Here is a 20,064-nt window from a genome sequence, read left to right as displayed (position 1 = left end):
TCGCCGCCCGTCTTACGACGCCGGAACGGTTGCCGCAACGCAAGCGGGCCGCTATGGGTCACGGCTGAAAGGGGATCCCGCCATGTCCAAGACCAAGATCACACCCGAAGAAGCGCTTGCCTACCATCTGGAGCCGACGCCCGGAAAGTACGAGATCACGGCCTCGACCCCGATGGCGACGCAGCGGGACCTGTCGCTGGCCTATTCTCCCGGCGTGGCGGTGCCCGTGCAGGCGATCGCGGACAATCCCGAAACGGCCTACGACTACACGGTCAAGGGCAACATGGTGGCCGTCATCTCCAACGGGACGGCGATCCTTGGCATGGGCAACCTCGGCGCGCTGGCCTCTAAACCGGTGATGGAAGGCAAGGCGGTGCTGTTCAAGCGCTTCGCCGACGTGAACGCCATCGACATCGAACTGGACACCGAAGACCCGGACGAGATCATCAAGGCCGTGTCCCTGATGGGCCCCACCTTCGGCGGCATCAACCTTGAAGACATCAAGGCTCCCGAATGCTTCATCATCGAGCAGCGCCTGAAGGAGATCATGGACATCCCCGTGTTCCATGACGATCAGCATGGCACGGCGGTGATCTGCGCCGCCGGATTGATCAACGCGCTGTCCATCTCCGGCAAGAAGATCGAGGATGTGCGCATCGTGCTGAACGGCGCGGGGGCGGCGGGCATCGCCTGCCTGGAACTGCTGAAGTCAATGGGCGCGCGGCACGACAACTGCATCATGTGCGACACGAAAGGCGTGATCTACGCCGGCCGGACCGAAGGCATGAACCAGTGGAAATCGGCCCACGCTGCCAACACGTCCCTGCGCACACTGGCCGAGGCGATGGACGGCGCGGACGTGTTCCTCGGCGTGTCGGCCAAGGGCGCGGTCACGCCCGATATGGTGCGGTCCATGGCGCCGAACCCGGTGATCTTCGCCATGGCGAACCCCGATCCCGAGATCACGCCCGAAGAGGCGCACGCCGTGCGTGAGGACGCCATCGTGGCCACCGGGCGTTCGGATTATCCGAACCAGGTGAACAACGTCCTCGGCTTCCCCTACCTCTTCCGCGGCGCGCTGGACATCCACGCCCGCGCCATCAACGACGAGATGAAGATCGCCTGCGCCGAGGCGCTGGCGAAACTCGCGCGCGAGGATGTGCCGGACGAGGTTGCCGCCGCCTATGGACGCGACCTGACGTTCGGGCGCGACTACATCATCCCGACGCCCTTCGACCCGCGCCTGATCCACGTGGTGCCGCCGATGGTGGCGAAGGCCGGCATGGACACGGGCGTCGCCCGCCGCCCGATCGAAGATCTGGCCGCCTATGAACTGGCGCTGAAGTCGCGGATGGATCCGACGGCGTCCATCCTGCAGGGCGTGCACGCGCGCGCCAAGGCCGCGCAGGCCCGCATGATCTTCGCCGAAGGGGACGATCCGCGCGTGCTGCGCGCCGCCGTGGCCTATCAGCGGGCGGGCCTTGGCCACGCGCTGGTCGTGGGGCGCGAAGCCGACGTGGCCGAGAAGCTGGAAACCGCCGGCCTCGCCGACGCGGTGAAGGAGCTGGAGGTGGTGAACGCCGCCAACAGCCCGCATCTGGAAGCCTACAAGGACTTCCTTTACGCCCGCCTGCAACGTCAGGGCTTCGACAGCCATGACATCCGCCGCCTCGTGGGCCGGGACCGTCACGTCTTTTCGGCGTTGATGCTGGCGCATGGGCATGGCGACGGGCTGGTGACCGGTGTCACTCGCAAGTCGGCGCATGTGCTGTCGGCCATCAACCACGTCTTCGACGCGAAACCCGGTGACGGGGCCGTCGGCGTCACGGCGCTGCTGCACAAGGGAAAGATCCTGCTGATCGCCGACACGCTGGTCCATGAATGGCCCGAGCCGGAGGAGCTGGCCACCATCGCCGAACGCGCCGCGGGCGTGGCCCGCGATCTTGGTCTGGTGCCGCGGGTGGCCTTCGTGTCCTTCTCCACCTTCGGATCGCCGGCCTCGGAACGCGCGGCAAAGCTCGCGCAAGCACCAAAGGTGCTGGACGCCCGCGGTGTCGATTTTGAATATGATGGAGAGATGACCGTGGACGTGGCCCTGAACCCGTCCCAGCAGAAGGCCTATCCCTTCTGCCGCCTGACGGGACCGGCCAACATCCTCGTGGTGCCGGCGCGGCATTCGGCCTCCATCTCGGTCAAGCTGATGCAGGAAATGGCGGGGGCCACGGTCATCGGCCCGATCCTGACGGGCGTGGAAAAGCCGATCCAGCTTTGCTCCACCACCTCCTCGGTCAACGACATCCTGAACATGGCCGTCATGGCGGCCTGCAAGATCGGGTAAGGGAAACGCGGGGGGCCTCCGGCCCCCGTCATCCACAGGAGGGCGTGGCCGTGGCCATCTGGACGTTCGGGTCGATCAACCTCGACCATGTGTATCGCGTGCCGCATTTCGTGGCGGCGGGGGAAACGCTGGCCGCGCAGTCCTGTCGCGTGGGCCTGGGCGGCAAGGGCGCGAACCAGTCCGTGGCGGCGGCCCGCGCGGGCGCCCATGTCCGGCATGTGGGCGCGGTCGGGCAGGACGGGCGGGGCGCGCTGGACACCTTGCAGGGCTTCGGCGTGGACATGAGCCACGTGACGGTGGGCGATGTGCCCACGGGCCACGCGATCATTAGCGTCGATCCCCATGGGGAAAACAGCATCGTCATCTTCGATGGCGCGAACCGGGCCCTGAACGCCGCGCATCTGGCGGCGCTGGGCAGTGCGCAACCGGGTGACACGCTGCTGCTGCAAAACGAAACCTCCTTGCAGGTGGAGGCGGCGCAGGCCTTCGCGGGATCCCGCATCATCTATTCCGCCGCCCCCTTCGACGCCGAGGCGGTGCGACGGATCCTGCCCCATCTGTCCCTTCTGGTGATGAACGCCGGTGAGGCGGAGACCCTGCGCGCTGCCATGGGATCGCTGCCGCAGGTGGAGATGGTGATCACCCGCGGCGCGGAAGGGGCCGAATGGATCGGGGCCGAGCCTTTGCGCGTGCCGGCCTTCGCGGTCACGGCCGTGGACACCACGGGCGCGGGCGATTGTTTCACGGGAACGCTGGCGGCGGGGCTGGACCATGGCCTGCCCCCGGCGCAGGCCATGCGGCGGGCGGCCGCCGCCGCCGCGTTGCAGGTCACCCGGCACGGGGCGGCAGACGCGATGCCCACCGCCGCCGAAGTTGACGCGATGTTGTGAAAAAGGCGCCCCGGAGGGCGCCTTTTCTCTTTCAGCCGTGTTGCTTTCGCAAAAGGTCCATGGCTTCCTCGACCAGATCGATCGAGCTTCGTCCGGTCTGCGCGGCAAGCATCTTCAGATAGCGGACCCGGTCTTCGCTGATCTTGACGTTCAGCTCTTTCACCGGGTCGCGGCTATCACTTCACGCGGGCGTTGCGGGTCGCCAGAAGTTTCAGCCGCAGCGCGTTCAGGCGAATGAAGCCCGCCGCGTCCTTCTGATCATAGGCGCCGGCGTCATCCTCGAAGGTCACATGCGCCTCGGAATAAAGCGAGTGGTCGGACCAGCGGCCCACGCAGGTGGCCAGGCCCTTGTACAGCTTCAGGCGGACGGTCCCTGTCACATGCTCCTGCGACTTGTCGATCAGCGCCTGCAGCATCTCCCGCTCGGGCGAGAACCAGAAGCCGTTGTAGATCAGTTCCGCATAGCGCGGCATCAGGCTGTCCTTCAGGTGGCCCGCACCGGAATCCAGCGTGATCTGCTCGATGCCCCGGTGGGCTTCCAGAAGGACCGTGCCGCCGGGGGTTTCGTAGATGCCGCGGGACTTCATGCCGACGAAGCGGTTTTCGACGAAATCTAGACGGCCGATCCCGTGACGGCCACCCAGCTCGTTCAGACGGGTCAGGATCGTGGCGGGCGACATCGCCTCGCCGTCGATGGCGACGGCGTCACCCTTTTCGAACGACACCTCGATGAACTCGGGCGTGTTCGGCGCATCCTCGGGGTTCACGGTGCGCTGGTAGACGTAGTCGGGCGCGGCCTCGGCCGGGTTCTCCAGCGCCTTGCCTTCCGAAGACGTGTGCAGAAGGTTCGCGTCCACGCTGAACGGCGCCTCGCCGCGCTTGTCCTTGGCGATCGGGATCTGGTTCGCTTCGGCGAATTCCAGCAGCTTGGTACGGCTGGTCAGGTCCCATTCGCGCCAAGGGGCGATGACCTTGATCTCGGGGTTCAAGGCATAGGCCGAGAGTTCGAACCGCACCTGGTCGTTGCCCTTGCCGGTCGCGCCATGCGCCACGGCATCGGCCCCGACCTCGCGCGCGATCTCCACCAGACGCTTGGAGATCAGCGGGCGGGCGATCGACGTGCCCAGCAGGTAAAGCCCCTCGTACAGCGCATTCGCGCGGAACATCGGGAACACGAAGTCGCGCACGAACTCCTCGCGCACGTCCTCGATGTAGATGTTGGACGGCGCGATCCCCAGCAGTTCGGCCTTGGCGCGCGCAGGCTCCAGCTCCTCGCCCTGACCCAGATCGGCGGTGAAGGTCACCACTTCGCAACCGTATTCGGTTTGCAGCCATTTCAGGATGATGGAGGTGTCCAGACCGCCGGAATAGGCGAGGACGACTTTCTTCGGCGCGGACATGGGCGGCTCCCTGCGTATGAATTTTCCCGCGATTAGCGATTTTGACCTTGCGCCGCAAGTGAAGCTTGCGGCTGCCGGGACCCGGCTGGCGCAGATCACGCCATGCTCACGGTTTCGGAAGTTCGATGAAAAGCTACCGCATTCTCCGCCATTCCATCCGGCGGGTGACCGGCAACCTGCGCGCCGCCCTTGTCCTCTCCATCCCCCTGATCCTCCTTCTTGTTGCGCTTCAGATATGCTTCCTGCAAATGCGGCGGCAGAGGAACGGATCCTTGCGCCCACCGCGTTTGCGCGCCTGTGTCTTGTCACGATCCTTGTCACAGCGGCATCGCCGCTGCTGGCCGTGATTGGCACCGTCATGTCCTTCTGGAACAACCGGTCACCCTTCGACCGCGCGGCCGCCGCATGGGCGCCTACCTTCTGCGCGGACTTCAGATCGGGGTCGTCCTGATGATCGCGGCCCTGGTGGTGTTCGTGGCCGTCGTGGCGCTCAACACGATACTCGACATTTCGTTGACCCCGTTCACCGCCTTGGAAGGACTGTCGCTGGTCGCAACACTGGTGGCGTTGCTGGGCGTCGTGTCCGGGATGATCGTGGGCTTCTGGATCTACGCTATGATGCTGCGCATGTCGGTCATGCTTCCCGCCGCTGCCGTTGGAAGCGGCTTTGGCCCAAGGCAGGCGCTCGGGCGCATGCGGCGAACGTCGGGCACCATGGTGATGCTCCTCCTCCTGATGAGCCTCATGGCGATCGTGATGAGCGTTCCAATCATTCTCGCCTATGCCGTAGAACTTTTCCTCTTGGCGAACGTGCTGGAGTTTGCGCTGAACTGGTTCCTGACCTTTCTGGGCATCAGCGTGCTGACCACGCTTTACGGCCACTACGTGAAAGGCCGCGCCCTCAACTGACGCTTGCGCCGCCGCGAAAAGCGGATCAAATCGTCTCATGACCGATTTCACCTCCGCCGCCCGCACCGCCACCGCCGCCTTGCGCGACCTGTTCCCGCAGACGCCGCTTCAGCGCAACGATTACCTGTCGGCCCGCTACGGGGCCGACATCTGGCTGAAGCGCGAGGATCTGTCGCCGGTCCGCAGCTTCAAGCTGCGCGGCGCGTTCAACGCCATGCGCAAGGTGCGCGATCGGCTTCCACACCAGACCCGCTTCGTGTGCGCCAGCGCGGGCAACCACGCGCAGGGCATGGCCTTCTCGTGCCGGCATTTCGGGGTGAAGGGCACGATCTTCATGCCCATCACCACCCCCCAGCAGAAGATCGACAAGACCCGTGCCTTTGGCGGGGAGTTCGTGGAGATCGTGCTGACCGGCGACTATTTCGACCGGACGCTGGCCGCCGCCAAGGCGTGGTGCGAAACCGAAGGCGCGCACTTCCTCGCCCCCTTCGACGACGAGGACGTGATCGAGGGTCAGGCCAGCGTCGCGGTGGAGATGCTGGAGCAACTGGGCCGCGCCCCGGACATGGTGCTCCTGTCCGTGGGCGGGGGGGGGCTGGCCTCGGGTGTCACGAAATACATGCGGACCGAGGCGCCTGGCACGCAGTTCCGCTTCGTGGAACCGGCGGGCGGGGCATCCCTGCGCGCGGCGCTGCTGGCGGGCCGTCCCATGGCGCTGGACACGGTGGACGGGTTCGTGGACGGCGCGGCCGTGGCGCGGATCGGCGACGCGCCCTTCGCGGCCCTGTCCTGGGCCTTCCCCGACCAGGTGCTGATGACGCCCGAAGACCGCATCTGCGTCACCATGGTGGAAATGCTGAACGTCGAGGGGGTCGTGCTGGAGCCTGCGGGCGCCATGCCGATCACCGCCCTGCAGGACCTTGGTCCGGCCATCCAGGGCAAGACCGTGGTCTGCGTCATCTCGGGCGGGAACTTCGACTTCGAGCGTTTGCCCGAGGTGAAGGAACGCGCACAACGCTACACCGGCCTGAAGAAATACATGCTGCTGCGCCTGCCGCAGCGCCCGGGCGCACTGCGCGACTTCCTGATGCTGCTGGGCCCCGACGACGACGTGGCGCGGTTCGAATACTTGAAGAAGTCCGCCCGCAACTTCGGCTCCATCCTCATCGGGATCGAGACGAAGGCGCCGGAGAACTTCCCGCGCCTCTTCGCCCGGATGGAGGAGGAGGGCTTTGCCTTCCGCGACATCACGCAGGACGCGCTGCTGGGCGAATACCTGATCTGAAGGGGTGGGGCCTTACAGCCCCGCCATCCTGCACACGATCGCCCATTCGCGGTCCGTCACCGGCTGGACGGACATGCGCGAATTCTTCACCAGCACCATGTCGGCCAGTTCGGGCGCGGCCTTCACGTCTTCCAGCGTGACGGGGCTGGGAACGGGCTGGACGGCCTTGATCATCACGCAATCCCAGCGCGGGTCGTCGGCGGTGCTGTCGGGCTGGCTTTCGCGGCACACCTCGACGATGCCCACGATCTCCTTCCCGATGTTGGAATGGTAGAAGAAGCCCCGGTCGCCCACCTTCATCGCGCGCATGTTGTTGCGGGCCAGATAGTTGCGGACCCCGCCCCATTCCTCGCCCTCGTCGCCCTTGGCGACCTGCTGGTCCCAGCTCCAGGTGTCGGGTTCGGACTTGAACAGCCAGCAGGGCATCAGCCGATCACCTTCTTCCATTCCAGGATCTCGACGCTCTCGAAAACGCCGGCCTTGGCATAGGGATCCTCGGCGGCCCAGGTCTGCGCGATGTCCAGGCTGTCCACCCGCAGGATGATCAGCGATCCGCACATCTGGCCCTTGTCGTTCAGGAAGGGACCGGCGAATTCCACGACGCCGGTCCGGGCCACATAGTCCAGATGGGCTTGGCGGGTGTCCATCCGAAGGGTCAGCGCGTCGGACTTGTCACGGCAGATCAGGGCAGCATGCATCGTTCTCTCCTTCAGGGTCAGGCTTTGGCACCCTTGCGGCCCGCGCCGACAAGGGGGGTGGCGTTCTGGTCCAGCGGCCAGCGGGGGCGAGCGGTCAGATCCATGCCGTCGCGGCCCCCGTTGCGGAACCGCTCGATCCCGGCAAAGGCGATCATGGCCGCGTTGTCGGTGCACAGCCGCAGCGGGGGCGCGACAAAGGTCGCACCGACTTGGGCGGCCACATCTTCCAGCCGCGCACGGATCAGCGTGTTGGCCGCCACGCCACCGGCCACGGCCAAGGCAGGGGCCGACGGCGCCTCCTCCAGATAGGACACCAGCGCGCGGCGCGTCTTTTCGGCCAGCACATCGGCCACGGCCAGCTGGAATGCCGCGCACAGGTCCGCCCGGTCCTGACGGTACAACCCGCCCTGCGCCGCCACCAGCTTGTCGCGTTCGCGCAGCAGGGCGGTCTTCAGGCCCGAAAAGCTCATGTCGCAGCCCGGGCGGTCCAGAAGGGGGCGGGGCAGGGCGAAACGTTTCGGATCGCCCGCTTCGGCGGCGCGGCTGACCTCCGGCCCGCCGGGCTGGGGCAGGCCCAGAAGCTTCGCCGTCTTGTCGAACGCCTCGCCGGGTGCGTCGTCGATGGAGCCGCCCAGCCGCACGAAATCCTCGGCCCCGCGCACGATCAGGAACTGGCAATGCCCACCCGAGATGAGAAGCATCAGATACGGAAAGGCCAGCCCGTCCGTCAGCCGGGGCGTCAGCGCGTGGCCCGCCAGATGGTTCACCCCGACCATCGGCAGTCCGGTGGCCGCCGCCAGCCCCTTGGCCAGCATCACGCCCGACAGGACGCCCCCGATCAGCCCGGGCCCCGCCGTCACCGCGATGCCGTCCAGATCGCGCAGCGCCATCCCCGCCTGATCCAGCGCCTGCATCACGCAGCCGTCCAGCCGTTCGGCATGGGCGCGGGCCGCGATTTCGGGAACCACGCCGCCAAAGGCCGCGTGCAGCGCGGTCTGCCCTTCCACGACCGACGACAGGATCGTCCCGTCCCCGCGCACCACGGCGGCGGCGGTGTCGTCGCAGCTGCTTTCGATGCCAAGAAAGGTCAGGGTCATGGGGCCGGCCGGTTGCTTGAAAATCACGCCAGATGTAACCTGCGGCCCATGTCCCGGCAATGCCTGCCCGTTCTTCTGACCCGGCCTGAGGAGGGAAGCGTCCGCTTCGCCGCCCGGCTGAAAGGGCACGTCGTCCGTTCCCCTCTGCTGAAGCCGCGGTTTCTGGAGGCGCACCTGCCGCGCGCCGAAGGGCTGGTCTTGACCTCGGCCGTCGCGATCATGGCGCTGCGCGGTGCCCGTCCGGCCCTGCGGGCGTGGTGCGTGGGGGACCGCACGGCCGAGGTGGCGCGGAAGGCCGGCTTCGATGCCTGTTCAGCGCAAGGCGACGCCGAGGCGCTGTTCCGCCTGATTCTGGACAGCGGCGAGAATGGCCCGCTTCTGCATCCGCGTGGGCGCGAAAGCCGCGGCGATCTGGGGCGGCGGCTCACCACCGCCGGCATCCCCACCACCGAGGCCATCCTGTACGAGATGATCCCCCACCCCCTTTCATCCGAGGCGCGGGCCCTGCTGGACGGTCCGGTGGTGGTGCCGCTGTTCTCCCCCGCCTCGGCACGGCGCTTTCTGGAGGTGGCGGGGGGCGCGCGGCCGGTCTTTGCCTGCCTCAGCGAGGCGGTGGCGGCGGTGCTGCCCCCCGACGCCGCGCGGCATGTCGCCGCCCGGCCCGATGCGGCCGCGATGGTCGAACTCGTCACTCTGCTGCAAAGGCTTGAGACATCACCGGTGCAAAGCTAGGTTCAACCCCGACATCTGTATTTCGTGAAAGGTTTGGCATGGCAAACGAAGACACCCGCCCCGAGACCCAGGAGCCCGAGGTCAGGGATGTCCCGTCAGTCGCCACACCGGAGGCGGCGAAGGTCGAGCAGGACCGTCCGTCCGAGCCGCCGCACCTGACGACGCCGGCCGAACCCCATGTGTCCGAACCCGCAGTGAAAGCCCCGGCCGCCGCCCACAAGCGTTCGGTCTTCCTGCCGCTGCTGCTGGGCGGCGCTCTTGCGGCCCTTCTTGGCTTTGGGCTGGCGCGCGTGGTGCCCAACGGCTGGCCGGTGCAGGATATCGCCCCCCTGCAATCCGAACTCCAACGCCAGGCCCAGGAAATCACCGCTCTGCGCGACCAGATCGGCGCGCTGACAATTCCCAGCCTGACGCCGCTGGAAGGCCGCGTGTCGGCGCTGGAAAACCCGCCGGTCGCCCCCGCCGCCCTTCAGGCCCAGATCGAGGAATTGCGCAACCAGATCAACTCCGGCACCGTCGGGGCCGACCTTCAGGGCATGATCGACCGCACGCAGCAGGAATTGGCCGACGCCCAGAAACAGGCTGAAGCCCTGCGCCTGCAGTCACAGGACACCGCGCAGAAGGCGCTGGTGACGGCGGCACTGACGCGCATCGCCGGCGCACTGGACAGTGGCACCCCCTATGGGGCGGCTGTGCAGGAAATCCAGGAAGCGGGCCTTGAGGTGCCGCAGCCGTTGGCCGATGGCGCAAGCGGCGTTCCGGCCCTGACCACCCTTCAGCAGGAATTTCCCGAAGCTTCCCGCGCCGCGCTGGAAGAATCGCTGAAGGTCGATGGCGGCAACGGCGTCGGAAACCGTCTGGGGGCCTTCCTGCGCGCCCAGACCGGTGCCCGGTCGCTGGAGCCCCGCGAAGGCAACGACCCGGATGCGATCCTGTCCCGCGCCGAGGCGGCCGTGCAAGGCGGCAACCTGCCCCTGGCGCTGGACGAGATCGGGCACCTTCCGCTGGAAGGGCAGGCGGCGCTGTCGGACTGGCGCGCCAAGGCCGAACGTCGCATGGGCGCCGTGGACGCGCTGGCCCAGATGAACACGGGGACGCGTTGATGCTCTGGTCTCTCATCAAGATCCTTCTGTTCATCGGCATCGTCGCGGGGCTGAGCCTGTCGGCCGGCTGGATGCTGGACAACGGCACCGGGGTGCGGATGACCGTGTCCGGCTGGGAATTCACGCTGGGACCGGTGCAGCTTCTGATCGGGGCGATCCTGCTGATGGTGGCCTTGTGGCTGCTGATGCGGCTGGCCGGATTCCTGGTGGCCTTCCTTCACTTCCTGAACGGGGATGAAACGGCCCTGAGCCGTCACTTCCAGCGCAACCGCGAACGCAAGGGACGCGAAGCGGTCTCCGACGCGCTCGTGGCCCTCGCCTCCGGCGAGCCGAAGCAGGCGCTGACCCGGGCCGAGGCCGCGCACAAGTTCCTGAACGACCCCGTGCTGACGACGCTGCTGATCGCGCAGACCGCCGAACAGGCGGGCGAACGCCAGCGGGCCGAGGATGCGTGGAAGACGCTTCTGGCCCATGACCGCACCCGCTTCGTGGGCATCCGTGGCCTGCTGCGCCAGACGCTGGACGCCGGCGACACCGCCACCGCGCTGAAGCTGGCTGAACGGGCTTTTGCCCTGAAGCCGAAGCATCCGGAAACGCAGGACGTCCTTCTGAAGCTGCAGGCCGAGAATGCCGACTGGCAGGGGGCCCGCCAGACGCTGGAAGCCAAGCGCAAGATGGGCGCGCTGCCGAAAGCCGTGTATCAGCGCCGCGACGCGGTCCTGGCCCTGCAGCAGGCGCGCACGGTCCTGCAGGACGGCGCCGCGATCGAGGCGCGGGAGGCGGCGATCGAAGCCAACAAGCTGTCGCCGGACCTCATTCCGGCGGCCGTTCTGGCCGCGCGCAGCTACATCGCCGATGGCAACAAGCGCAACGCCACGCGCATCCTGCGCAAGGCGTGGGAAGTGCAGCCCCATCCGGATCTGGCCGGCGCCTTTGCCGAAATCGAGCCGGACGAAACGCCGCAACAGCGCCTGTCCCGCTTTGGGCCGCTGACGGATGTGCATGCGAACGATCCCGAGGCGATGATGCTGAAGGCCGAACTGGCCATCGCCGCCGAGGAGTTCCCGGAAGCGCGCCGCGCGCTGGGCAAGCTGGCCGTGGAACATCCGACCGTCCGTTCCCTGACCATCATGGCCGCCATCGAACGCGGCGAAGGGGCCGAAGACGCGGTGGTGCGCGGCTGGCTGACCCGGGCGCTGACGGCCCCGCGCGGGCCGCAATGGTGCTGCGACAAGTGCCAGTCGGTCCACGCGCAATGGACGCCCGTCTGCGACCAGTGCGGCGGTTTCGACACGCTCAGCTGGCGCGAGCCGGCGGACACGGCCGGTCCGTCCTCCACCGGAACGGAACTTCTGCCGCTGATCGTGGGAACGCCCGATCCCGCACCGCGCGTCGTGAATCCCGACCCGGTGCAGGAAAGTGCGAGCGAAGAGGAAAAACCCTCACATTAGGGCTTCACGCCCCGCGGCTGGGATGCTAAGTCCCCGCCACCACGCCGCTGTAGCTCAGCTGGTAGAGCACGTCATTCGTAATGATGGGGTCGGGGGTTCGAGTCCCTTCAGCGGCACCATAGATCTCTTTATGGTTCGATAGTGAAGCCGCCCCTCGGGGCGGCTTTCTACGTTTTCAGGGTCACTGATCGCGAAGCTTGGTGCTTGCGGTCCGCCTGAAACGGCACCGGACCTGTCAGATGCCATCCTGACGCGCGGCCAGACCCTTTGCCAGGATCGTGCCCGTCGGCCTGCCGGTGGGGGAACCGCCGGCAGGTTCCAGCGTGATCTCGTAAAGCTGGCCGTTGCCCGGATCGGGCAGGCGCGGGGCATCCAGATCGGCGCCCGCCTTGCCGCCCAGAATCCCCAGCGACACCGGCCCCATCTCGGCCGAGGGGAGCGTCCAGACCTGCATCTGCCGACCCTGCGGCACCTCGACGTCGCGGACAAAGCGGATGCGGGCGTCGGAATGGCCGAAATCCTCCACCACCGCCGTGGGGGCGCCTGCGTCATCGACCAGAACGGCCAGCACGATCGGGTCGGGGGTGAACCATGTCCCGCCGATGAACAGCCCGATCAGAAGGCCCGCCGCCGTGGCCGCCCCCAAGGGCAGCCAACGGCGTGGCGGTGCGCGATGTCCGGGCGCGGCGATGCGTCCGTCGATCCCCTTCCACAGGCGGCTGGCGCCGGGCATGTCGGGCGCCGTCTCGTCCAAAGGCAGCAGCCGGTCGCGTGCCCGTCCGACCGCTGCCGCCCAGTCGCGGTCCCGGGCCAGCGCCTCGGACAACTCGTCCTCGGTGGCCGGATCCAGAAGACCCAGCACGAATTCGTCGGCGCGGAGGTCGATCTCGCTCATGACAGGCACCTCCTCAGCGATTCGAGACCCCGGCGTATCCAGCTTTTGCAGGTGCCCAGCGGGACCGAAAGAGCCACCGAAATCTCGTCATGGTTGAAGCCGCCCACATGGGCCAGAACGATGGCGCGGGCGGCCGCCGGTTCCAGCTGCGACAGGCAGGCCTGCAGGGCCATCCCGTCTTCCAGACCCGCGGCGGCCTGGCTGGCGGCCTGCATCCGCGCATCCTGCATCGCCGTCAGATCCTCGGGCGCAAAGGCCGACAGGCGCGCGCCATCGCGCAGGATGTTCAGGCAGCGATTGCGCAGGATGGCGAAGATCCAGCCGCGCGGCGACCCGTCGCCGGCATGGAACTGGTGCGCCTTTTGCCAGATGCGGATCATGGCATCCTGAACGGCCTCCTCGGCCAGATCGCGCCGGTGCAGCATCCGCTGCGCCACGCCCAGCATGCGGCCGCCCTCGACCTCGAGGATCCGACGCAGCGCGCGCTTGTCCCCTTGGGCGCAACCGCGCAAGGCATCCGTCAGTTCGGCGGACGTCACCGGCACCCCTCCCATGGTTCACCCGCAGACTGGCATGGCGCGGGGGGCCAAGTCCAGATCGGGCCTTTTCAGAGGCAATGCGATTTTTTTTCACCCGCCTGCATCCAGACGCCGCGGCCGCGTGTCCTGAAGGGCATGGGCGGCACGACGTCACCCGCAAAAACCTGAAGGAACGATCCATGACCGCTTTCCGCACGGCCGTTTTCGCAACCCTGACGCTGGCCACCTCGGCCAGCATCGCTGCCGCCTTTCCCGTGATCGGGCTGGTCGACGGCACCAAGCTGATCCGCTTCGACAGCGAATCCCCGTCGGACGTCGCCATGATGGACGTCACGGGCGCGGGAACGCTGGTCGGCATCGACTATCGTCCGGGCAACGGGACGCTGGTGGGCGTCACCTCGGACAGCAAGATCGTCACGCTGGATCCGATGACGGGCGCGGCGACGGCGCTTTCCACCATGAACACGCCCCTGCCGATGGGCGACACGCCGGTGATCGTGGACTTCAACCCGATGGCCGACCGCCTGCGCCTGATGACCGGCACCACCAACCACCGCGTCAATGTCGAGACGGGCGAGGTGACGGTGGACGGATCGCTGGCCTATGCCGACACTGACATGCATGCGGGCGAAGCGCCGATGATCGCCGCCGCCGCCTACACCAACGCCTGGGGCAAGCCCGATGCCACGGCGATGTACGACATCGACACCAAGATCGGCGCGCTGATCCGCCAGACGTCGCCCAATGACGGCACGCTGGCGGCCGTGGGCAAGCTGGGCGTCGAACTGGACGACACCACGCCCGCCTTCGACATTCAGACGACCGAGGATGGCACCAACACCGCCTGGCTTGTGGCCGGTGGCATCATCCATACCGTGGATCTGGACACGGGCGCCGCGACGGTGGTCGGCCCGCTGGACGGCGTGGACGGCGACCTGACCGACGTCACGGCGATGCCCGCCATGTGACCGGCCCCGGGCGGGCCAGCCGTGCCCGCCCGACCCCCCGTCATTCCGCCCAGCGCAGGTCGCTGGTGAAGGTGATCGTCAGCCAGCGGTCGGGGCCTTTTCCGCCGATCGCGTCCCCCAGTTCGTCCCGCAGCAGGTCCCATTCCAGCAGCGGGCGGGTGGCGCGGTCCTCGGGCGCGACGATGAAGATGCTGATCTCCCTCGACCGGCCGATCCGGGCGACATAGGCGCGGAAATCTTCAAAGCCGTGCCGTTCCACAAAACGGGCCGTTTCGGTCAGGACATGCTGGTGCAGTTCGGTCGGCGTGACCAGCAGCACATCCGCCAGCGCGTCCTTCACCGTCTGGATCGGCAGGGGGATGATGACAAGGCAGACGACCACCAGCGTGGCCGGATCGACATAGGGAACCAGCCAGCCCAGCGGCGTGCCCGGCAGCAGCAGCGCGATCCCGAAGGCGACCAGCAACGCGCCCGAAATGCTGGCCGCGATGATCCAGCCCTTGATGTCCAGCGCGATCAGCGCCGATCCCAGCCGCCGGTTCGCGATGGTGGCGACCCGCGCCATCGCCACGCAGATGACCAGCGTCACGGCGGCATAGGCGATGGCCGCCCCCATGTGCAGTTCGGTTCCGCCTTCGAAGATCGTGCCAAGGGCGGTCACCAGCGCATAGACCGCGACCGCGATCAGAAGCGTTCCGTTCAGGCCCAGCACGATCGGTTCCAGATGCCAGAACCCCATGGAGAAGCGCCGCCGGATCCGGTCGGACAGATAGCCGGACTGCGTGTCGGACAGGATCAGCTTTGCAACGAACAACGACAGAAGGCTCATCACGGAATCCAGAAGGGAATAGATCCCGTCGAACATGATGGAAGCGGAGCCGGACAGGATGCCCATGGCGACGCCCAGACCTGCCACGAGGATGGTCATGGTGATGGACAGCCGGAAGACCCCCCGTTCGTCATGCAGATCGTAAAAGGTCTGGAGTGTCATCTGGAAAGGCTTTCTGAACCGGAAGCGCGTGTCTGCCTTGCGCGCGGACGAAAGTCACCCCTGCGGGGGCGCGCGATCCTCCGCCGGTGGGGGCCGGGCGTCGGTCTTTATGTTTGCCGCCCGGGGTCTGCCCCTCCTAGATGGCCGTGAACCGGGGCCCGACAACCCCATGCGATTCAGGCAAGGAAGACGATGAACCCGTTTTGCATTCTTGGGGCCGCCCTGGCCCTTCTGGCCGCCCCCGTCCACGCGCAGGGGCTGACGGAGGACCAGTTCCACGACATGGCCGAAAACATCTTCCGGCCAGTCATGAAGGAGTTCGACATTCCCGGCATGGCGATCGGGGTGACGCTGGACGGCCGGCACCACCTGTTCACCGAAGGCTTCGCCGATCGCGAAACCTCCCGCCCCGTCGACGAAGACACGCTGTTCGAGCTGGGGTCGATCAGCAAGCTGTTCAACATGGCGCTGGCCGGTCTTGCCGAGGAACAGGGACTTCTGTCGCTGGAGGATCCTGTTTCGAAAGATCTTCCGGCTTTGGAAGGGAGCGCCTTCGACCGCATCACCCCTTACGATCTGGCGGCGCATGCGACGGGGGGCCTTCCGCTTCAGGTGCCCGACAGTATCACCGACCAAGCAGAACTGATGGACTATCTGGCCGACTGGAACCCAGACGCGGACCCCCGCTCCCTTCGCTCCTATTCGAATGTCAGCATCGGCCTTCTGGGCCTGATCGTAGGGGAGCGGTTCGGCACGTCCTATGAAACGGCGGTGACGGACCGCCTTCTGCCGGGCCTTGGTCTGGACAGCACCTTCGTGACAGTGCCGGACGATGCGATGGGCCGCTACGCCTTCGGTTATTCCAAGACGGGCGCGCCGATCCGCGTCAGCCCCGGGATGCTGGATACGGAAGCCTACGGCCTGAAATCAAGCGTCACGGACATGACGCGCTTTCTTGACGCCCATCTGGGCAACCTCGATCTGGCCGAGGAGATGGAGGCCGCCCTGTCGCGCACCCGCCTGTCGGAATACGACACCGCCCACTTCGCCCAAGCCATGATCTGGGAAGGGTATCCCTGGCCGGTGGACCCGGCCCAACTGGCGGCCGGCAACGCGCCCGACATGGTGATGAAGCCGCAACCTGTCACCCGTCACGATCCCCGGGCGCTGGAGGGGGCCGTCTTCCTCAACAAGACGGGGGCCACCAACGGGTTCGGGGCCTATGTCGCGATGGTGCCGTCCGAACGGATCGGCGTCGTCGTGCTGGCCAACCGGAACTATCCCAACCCCGTCCGGGCCGAGGCGACGCTGCGCCTGATGAAGGACTTGCTGGCCGCGAAGGGGCAGTGAAGGCCGGGTAAGGCTTGCATCGGCGCGTCGTCCCGCGCATGCATTGTGGGTGACACATGCATCAGATCCTCCGCCGCTGACCTTGGCCGCCCTTGGCTGGTCGGCCTTCTACGACGACCAGCTTCAACCCGGGGAGGGGGAACTGGCGCCGATGCGCATCGCCACCGTCCACCGGGCCCGGCTGACGGCCGAATCCGTGTCCGGCCCGACCAAGCTGAACCTGCCCGGCCACGCCAACACCTCGGATTTCGCGGTGGGCGACTGGGTGCTGGTGGAGGCCGAAACCCGGACCCTTGTCCGGCGGCTGGACCGCAAGACCCTGCTGCAACGCCACACCGAAGGGGCGCGCGTGCCGCAGCTGATCGCGGCGAATGTCGACACCCTCTTCATCGTGTCCTCGTGCAACGAGGACCTCAACCCGGCGCGTCTGGAACGCTATCTGGCCTTGGCGAACGAAGCGGAAACGACGCCGGTGATCGTGCTGACCAAGGCCGATCAGGTGGCTGATCCCGAGCCCTACCGCCAGCAGGTGATCGGGTTGCAACGCGGGCTGGAGGTGGTCGCCCTGAACGCGCAGACGCCCGAGGCGGCGCTGGCGCTGGCGCCGTGGTGCGGGCCCGGCCAGACCGTGGCCCTTGTGGGATCGTCGGGCGTGGGGAAATCGTCGCTGCTGAACACCCTGTCGGCCAAGGCCTCGGAAGAGGCGCAGAAGACCGGCAGCATCCGCGAATCCGACGCCAAGGGCCGGCACACGACCACGTCCCGCTCGCTCCACTCCATCGCGGGGGGCGGGTGGGTGATCGACACGCCCGGCATCCGCACACTGCACATCAGCGACATCTCGGTCGGGCTGGACGTTCTGTTCGCCGAGATTGCGGAGCTGGCGCCCTTGTGCCGCTTCCGCGACTGCACCCATGCGCATGAACCCGGATGCGCCGTGCGCGCCGCCGTGGCCGAAGGCTCGCTGGATCAGGGGCGTCTGGACCGCTGGCGCAAGCTTACCGAGGAAAACCGCAGCAACACGCCCGTCCAGACGGGGCCGCGCGGAAACAAGATCCAGAAGATGCCCGGCAAGCGCTGAGCGCCTGCCGGGTGTGCGGCGTCAGTAGACGGTGACGTCGAAGCCGAACCATTTTTCCGACAGGCGCTTCATCGTGCCGTCGGCCTTGGCTTCGGTGATGGCCTTGTCGAAGGCCGCGCGCAGTTCGGTGTCTTCCTTGCGGAACGCGGCCGAGCTGCCCTTGCCCAAAATGCCGCCTTGGAAGCGGGGGCCCGCCAGCGCCATGTCGGCATTGGCCGGGTCCTTCATCGCCGTCATCAGATAGGCCGGCGAGGCCATGACCATGTCGATACGACCCGAAAGAAGGTCGAGGTCATGCTCCTCGGTCGATTTGTATTCGCGGATCGTCACCGTGTCGCCGAAATTGGCCTCGATGAACTTCGCGGCGATGGAGGCGGACTGAACGCCCACGGTCTTGCCCTCCAGCAGCGGGCGCAGCTCCTCCACGGCGGCGGCCGCGCCGTCGGGGTTGGAGACGAGCGAGAACAGCTCTCCCGTCCGGGGCAGGTCGGCCAGCGGGCCGTCCTTCAGCACCGCGAAGGTCTGGCCGGTGGAACCGTAGGGCTGCGAGAAGGCCACGACCTCCTCCCGCGCGGGGGTGGCCGACATGCCGGCCATGATCATGTCGTACTTGCCCGCCAGAAGGCCCGGGATGATGCCGTCGAAGGACTGCGACACCATCGTGCAGTCGAAGTTCGCGCGCGCGCAAAGGTCCTTGTAAAGATCGACCTCCAGCCCGTCGAGCGTGCCGTCGGCCTTGGTCAGGTTCCAGGGCGCGAAGGCGCCTTCGGTGGCGATGGTGATGTGGCGCTTTTCCTGCGCGGCGGCGGGAAGGGCCGTGGCGGTGATCAGCGCAAGGGCGGTCAGGATCTTCATGGATGTCTCCCTGTGGGTCTCAGGCGGAAATGAAGCGGGCGAAGCGGTCGGAACCGCCGCCGTTGAACAAGGTCTGGGGCGTGCCTTCGCAGTCGATGACGCCCTGGTGCAGGAACACCACGCGGTTCGACACGTCGCGGGCAAAGCCCATCTCGTGCGTGACGATCAGCATGGTGCGCCCTTCGTCGGCCAGGGCGCGCATCACGCGCAGCACCTCGCCCACAAGCTCGGGGTCGAGGGCGCTGGTGGGCTCGTCGAACAGCAGGACCTCGGGGCGCTGGGCCAGGGCGCGGGCGATGGCCGCGCGCTGCTGCTGCCCGCCGGACAGTTGCGCAGGGTAGGCGTCGGCCTTTTCGGCGATGCCGACCTTGGCCAGATAGCTCATCGCCTCGTCCCGAACCTCGGCCTTGGGGCGGCCCTGCACGTGGACGGGGGCTTCCATCACGTTTTGCAGGATCGTACGGTGCGACCACAGGTTGAAGCTTTGGAACACCATGCCAAGACGCTGGCGCACACGCTCCACCTGCCGGCGGTCGGCGGGGCGGGTGCCGCGGCGGTCGGTGACAAGGGCGATCTGCTCCTCGCCCACATGCACCTCGCCCGAGGTGGGCGTTTCCAGCATGTTGATGCAGCGCAGCATCGTCGACTTTCCCGACCCGGAGGATCCGAGGATCGACACGACCTCTCCCTTCGCGGCGGACAGGTCGATGCCCTTCAGCACCTCATTCGAGCCGAAGGACTTGCGCAGCGCGTGCAGGCGGATGGCGGGGGTCATGCGATGTCTCCCACGGGTTGGGTCAGCGGGCGCAGGTGCCGCGTTAGGGAACGGTCGAGGGCGGCCACCAGCAGCGTCAGCACGAAGTTCAGCGCAAGGTAGATGGCGCCGGCCACCACGAACACCTCCACCACGCGATAGGTGTCGGAGATCAGCTTCGCCGCCATGCCCGTGATCTCCATCAAGGTGATGATGGAAGCGAGGGCGGTGGACTTCGTCATCAGGATCAGCTCGTTGCCGTAACCGGGCAAGGCCTGCCGGATCGCTTGGGGCCCGATGACGCGGCGGAAGGTCAGCCAGGGGGACATGCCGCAGGCGCGCGCCGCCTCGATCTGGCCGGGGGGCACGGACAGAAGGCCGCCGCGCAGGATCTCCGACCCGTAGGCGCCGGTGTTCAGCGACAGGGCCAGGATCGCGCACCAGAAGGGTTCGCGCAGGATGGGCCAAAGGGCCGACGCCCGCACCTCGGGGAACTGGCCGAGGCCGTAATAGATCAGGAAGATCTGCACCAGAAGCGGCGTGCCGCGCAGCGCGAAGACATAGGCCCGCGCGGGCCAGGCGATCCAGGCCGGACCCCAGACGCGGGCCGAGGCGACCAGCACCGCGATCACGAAACCGATCGCCACCGACACCCCCGCCAGCAGCAGCGTCATGGGAACGCCGTGGATCAGGGTCAGGAAGGCGGTCCACATGAATGACAGGTCCAT

Annotated in this window: 22 protein-coding genes and 1 tRNA gene; 12 read left to right on the top strand and 11 right to left on the bottom strand. The window is 67.2% G+C overall.

Annotation, left to right across the window (positions count from 1 at the left end; all coding sequences use genetic code 11):
- Nucleotides 1-82: 82 nt before the first annotated feature.
- Nucleotides 83-2,338: an NADP-dependent malic enzyme gene (locus ACSHZY_RS03085; protein WP_435165230.1), complete on the top strand. Its 2,256-nt coding sequence runs from the start codon at nt 83-85 to the stop codon at nt 2,336-2,338.
- A 50-nt stretch (nt 2,339-2,388) separates the two neighbouring features.
- Nucleotides 2,389-3,228 carry a ribokinase gene (locus ACSHZY_RS03080; RefSeq protein ID WP_435165227.1) on the top strand — a complete coding sequence of 280 codons (840 nt, stop codon included), beginning with the start codon at nt 2,389-2,391 and terminating at the stop codon, nt 3,226-3,228.
- A 31-nt stretch (nt 3,229-3,259) separates the two neighbouring features.
- Here the strand turns inward: ACSHZY_RS03080 and ACSHZY_RS03075 are convergent, their stop codons facing one another.
- Entirely contained in the window at nt 3,260-3,391 is a 132-nt protein-coding gene (locus ACSHZY_RS03075; protein WP_435165224.1) for a hypothetical protein, read from the bottom strand.
- Between the two features lie 13 nt (nt 3,392-3,404).
- Nucleotides 3,405-4,628 carry an argininosuccinate synthase gene (locus tag ACSHZY_RS03070; protein WP_435165221.1) on the bottom strand — a complete coding sequence of 408 codons (1,224 nt, stop codon included), beginning with the start codon at nt 4,626-4,628 and terminating at the stop codon, nt 3,405-3,407.
- Between the two features lie 235 nt (nt 4,629-4,863).
- On the opposite strand from ACSHZY_RS03070, the gene ACSHZY_RS03065 reads away from it, so the two are divergent.
- The 3 genes from ACSHZY_RS03065 to ilvA are packed head-to-tail and all read left to right on the top strand — an operon-like array spanning nt 4,864 to nt 6,822.
- Complete coding sequence (locus ACSHZY_RS03065) at nt 4,864-5,079, top strand: hypothetical protein (protein WP_435165218.1); 216 nt, start codon at nt 4,864-4,866, stop codon at nt 5,077-5,079.
- Nucleotides 5,079-5,537, top strand: coding sequence for a hypothetical protein (locus ACSHZY_RS03060; protein WP_435165215.1), 459 nt, complete (start codon nt 5,079-5,081; stop codon nt 5,535-5,537). Before ACSHZY_RS03065 ends, ACSHZY_RS03060 begins: the two co-directional genes overlap by 1 nt.
- 37 nt (nt 5,538-5,574) lie before the next feature.
- The gene (gene ilvA, locus ACSHZY_RS03055; protein WP_435165212.1) at nt 5,575-6,822 is read left to right on the top strand and encodes a threonine ammonia-lyase IlvA; all 1,248 of its coding nucleotides are present in this window, start codon (nt 5,575-5,577) and stop codon (nt 6,820-6,822) included.
- A 12-nt stretch (nt 6,823-6,834) separates the two neighbouring features.
- Here the strand turns inward: ilvA and ACSHZY_RS03050 are convergent, their stop codons facing one another.
- Genes ACSHZY_RS03050 through tsaD form a run of 3 tightly spaced genes read right to left on the bottom strand, consistent with a single transcriptional unit; the run spans nt 6,835 to nt 8,617 of the window.
- Nucleotides 6,835-7,248, bottom strand: coding sequence for an EVE domain-containing protein (locus ACSHZY_RS03050; RefSeq protein ID WP_435165209.1), 414 nt, complete (start codon nt 7,246-7,248; stop codon nt 6,835-6,837).
- Entirely contained in the window at nt 7,248-7,520 is a 273-nt protein-coding gene (locus ACSHZY_RS03045) for a YciI family protein (RefSeq protein WP_435165207.1), read from the bottom strand. The genes ACSHZY_RS03050 and ACSHZY_RS03045 overlap by 1 nt, the downstream gene beginning before the upstream one ends.
- Before the next feature lie 17 nt (nt 7,521-7,537).
- Nucleotides 7,538-8,617, bottom strand: a complete 1,080-nt coding sequence (gene tsaD, locus ACSHZY_RS03040; protein ID WP_435165204.1) for a tRNA (adenosine(37)-N6)-threonylcarbamoyltransferase complex transferase subunit TsaD — start codon at nt 8,615-8,617, stop codon at nt 7,538-7,540.
- Between the two features lie 48 nt (nt 8,618-8,665).
- Here tsaD and ACSHZY_RS03035 point away from each other — a divergent pair, with 48 nt between their 5' ends.
- The 4 genes from ACSHZY_RS03035 to ACSHZY_RS03020 all read left to right on the top strand — a co-directional run bounded on the left by ACSHZY_RS03035 (nt 8,666) and on the right by ACSHZY_RS03020 (nt 12,022).
- Nucleotides 8,666-9,349, top strand: coding sequence for a uroporphyrinogen-III synthase (locus ACSHZY_RS03035; protein ID WP_435165201.1), 684 nt, complete (start codon nt 8,666-8,668; stop codon nt 9,347-9,349).
- Between the two features lie 38 nt (nt 9,350-9,387).
- The gene (locus ACSHZY_RS03030; RefSeq protein WP_435165198.1) at nt 9,388-10,452 is read left to right on the top strand and encodes a COG4223 family protein; all 1,065 of its coding nucleotides are present in this window, start codon (nt 9,388-9,390) and stop codon (nt 10,450-10,452) included.
- Nucleotides 10,452-11,903 carry a heme biosynthesis protein HemY gene (locus ACSHZY_RS03025; protein WP_435165195.1) on the top strand — a complete coding sequence of 484 codons (1,452 nt, stop codon included), beginning with the start codon at nt 10,452-10,454 and terminating at the stop codon, nt 11,901-11,903. The genes ACSHZY_RS03030 and ACSHZY_RS03025 overlap by 1 nt, the downstream gene beginning before the upstream one ends.
- 43 nt (nt 11,904-11,946) lie before the next feature.
- Nucleotides 11,947-12,022 (top strand) — tRNA-Thr (locus ACSHZY_RS03020).
- A gap of 116 nt (nt 12,023-12,138) precedes the next feature.
- On the opposite strand, the gene ACSHZY_RS03015 is transcribed toward ACSHZY_RS03020, so the two are convergent.
- Complete coding sequence (locus tag ACSHZY_RS03015) at nt 12,139-12,798, bottom strand: anti-sigma factor (RefSeq protein WP_435165192.1); 660 nt, start codon at nt 12,796-12,798, stop codon at nt 12,139-12,141.
- Complete coding sequence (locus ACSHZY_RS03010; RefSeq protein WP_435165189.1) at nt 12,795-13,337, bottom strand: sigma-70 family RNA polymerase sigma factor; 543 nt, start codon at nt 13,335-13,337, stop codon at nt 12,795-12,797. The genes ACSHZY_RS03015 and ACSHZY_RS03010 overlap by 4 nt, the downstream gene beginning before the upstream one ends.
- 179 nt (nt 13,338-13,516) lie before the next feature.
- Between ACSHZY_RS03010 and ACSHZY_RS03005 the strand changes: the two genes are divergently transcribed.
- On the top strand, nt 13,517-14,305 hold the full coding sequence (locus tag ACSHZY_RS03005; protein ID WP_435165187.1) for a DUF4394 domain-containing protein: 789 nt from the start codon (nt 13,517-13,519) through the stop codon (nt 14,303-14,305).
- A 40-nt stretch (nt 14,306-14,345) separates the two neighbouring features.
- On the opposite strand, the gene ACSHZY_RS03000 is transcribed toward ACSHZY_RS03005, so the two are convergent.
- Nucleotides 14,346-15,296 (bottom strand): cation diffusion facilitator family transporter, encoded by a 951-nt coding sequence (locus ACSHZY_RS03000; protein WP_435165184.1) that lies wholly within the window; start codon nt 15,294-15,296, stop codon nt 14,346-14,348.
- A gap of 192 nt (nt 15,297-15,488) precedes the next feature.
- Between ACSHZY_RS03000 and ampC the strand changes: the two genes are divergently transcribed.
- Complete coding sequence (gene ampC, locus ACSHZY_RS02995; RefSeq protein ID WP_435165181.1) at nt 15,489-16,646, top strand: class C beta-lactamase; 1,158 nt, start codon at nt 15,489-15,491, stop codon at nt 16,644-16,646.
- A gap of 49 nt (nt 16,647-16,695) precedes the next feature.
- Entirely contained in the window at nt 16,696-17,727 is a 1,032-nt protein-coding gene (gene rsgA, locus ACSHZY_RS02990) for a ribosome small subunit-dependent GTPase A (protein ID WP_435165178.1), read from the top strand.
- A 21-nt stretch (nt 17,728-17,748) separates the two neighbouring features.
- Here the strand turns inward: rsgA and ACSHZY_RS02985 are convergent, their stop codons facing one another.
- Genes ACSHZY_RS02985 through ACSHZY_RS02975 form a run of 3 tightly spaced genes read right to left on the bottom strand, consistent with a single transcriptional unit; the run spans nt 17,749 to nt 20,064 of the window.
- Complete coding sequence (locus ACSHZY_RS02985) at nt 17,749-18,582, bottom strand: transporter substrate-binding domain-containing protein (RefSeq protein ID WP_435165175.1); 834 nt, start codon at nt 18,580-18,582, stop codon at nt 17,749-17,751.
- 19 nt (nt 18,583-18,601) lie between these two features.
- Nucleotides 18,602-19,357 carry an ABC transporter ATP-binding protein gene (locus ACSHZY_RS02980; RefSeq protein ID WP_435165172.1) on the bottom strand — a complete coding sequence of 252 codons (756 nt, stop codon included), beginning with the start codon at nt 19,355-19,357 and terminating at the stop codon, nt 18,602-18,604.
- Complete coding sequence (locus ACSHZY_RS02975) at nt 19,354-20,064, bottom strand: ABC transporter permease (protein WP_435165170.1); 711 nt, start codon at nt 20,062-20,064, stop codon at nt 19,354-19,356. Before ACSHZY_RS02975 ends, ACSHZY_RS02980 begins: the two co-directional genes overlap by 4 nt.

Source organism: Falsirhodobacter sp. 1013 (assembly GCF_051195255.1).
Taxonomy (GTDB): Bacteria; Pseudomonadota; Alphaproteobacteria; order Rhodobacterales; family Rhodobacteraceae; genus Falsirhodobacter.
Note: the sequence above shows the minus strand (reverse complement) of the source record. Positions and strands in the feature narration are given on the sequence as shown.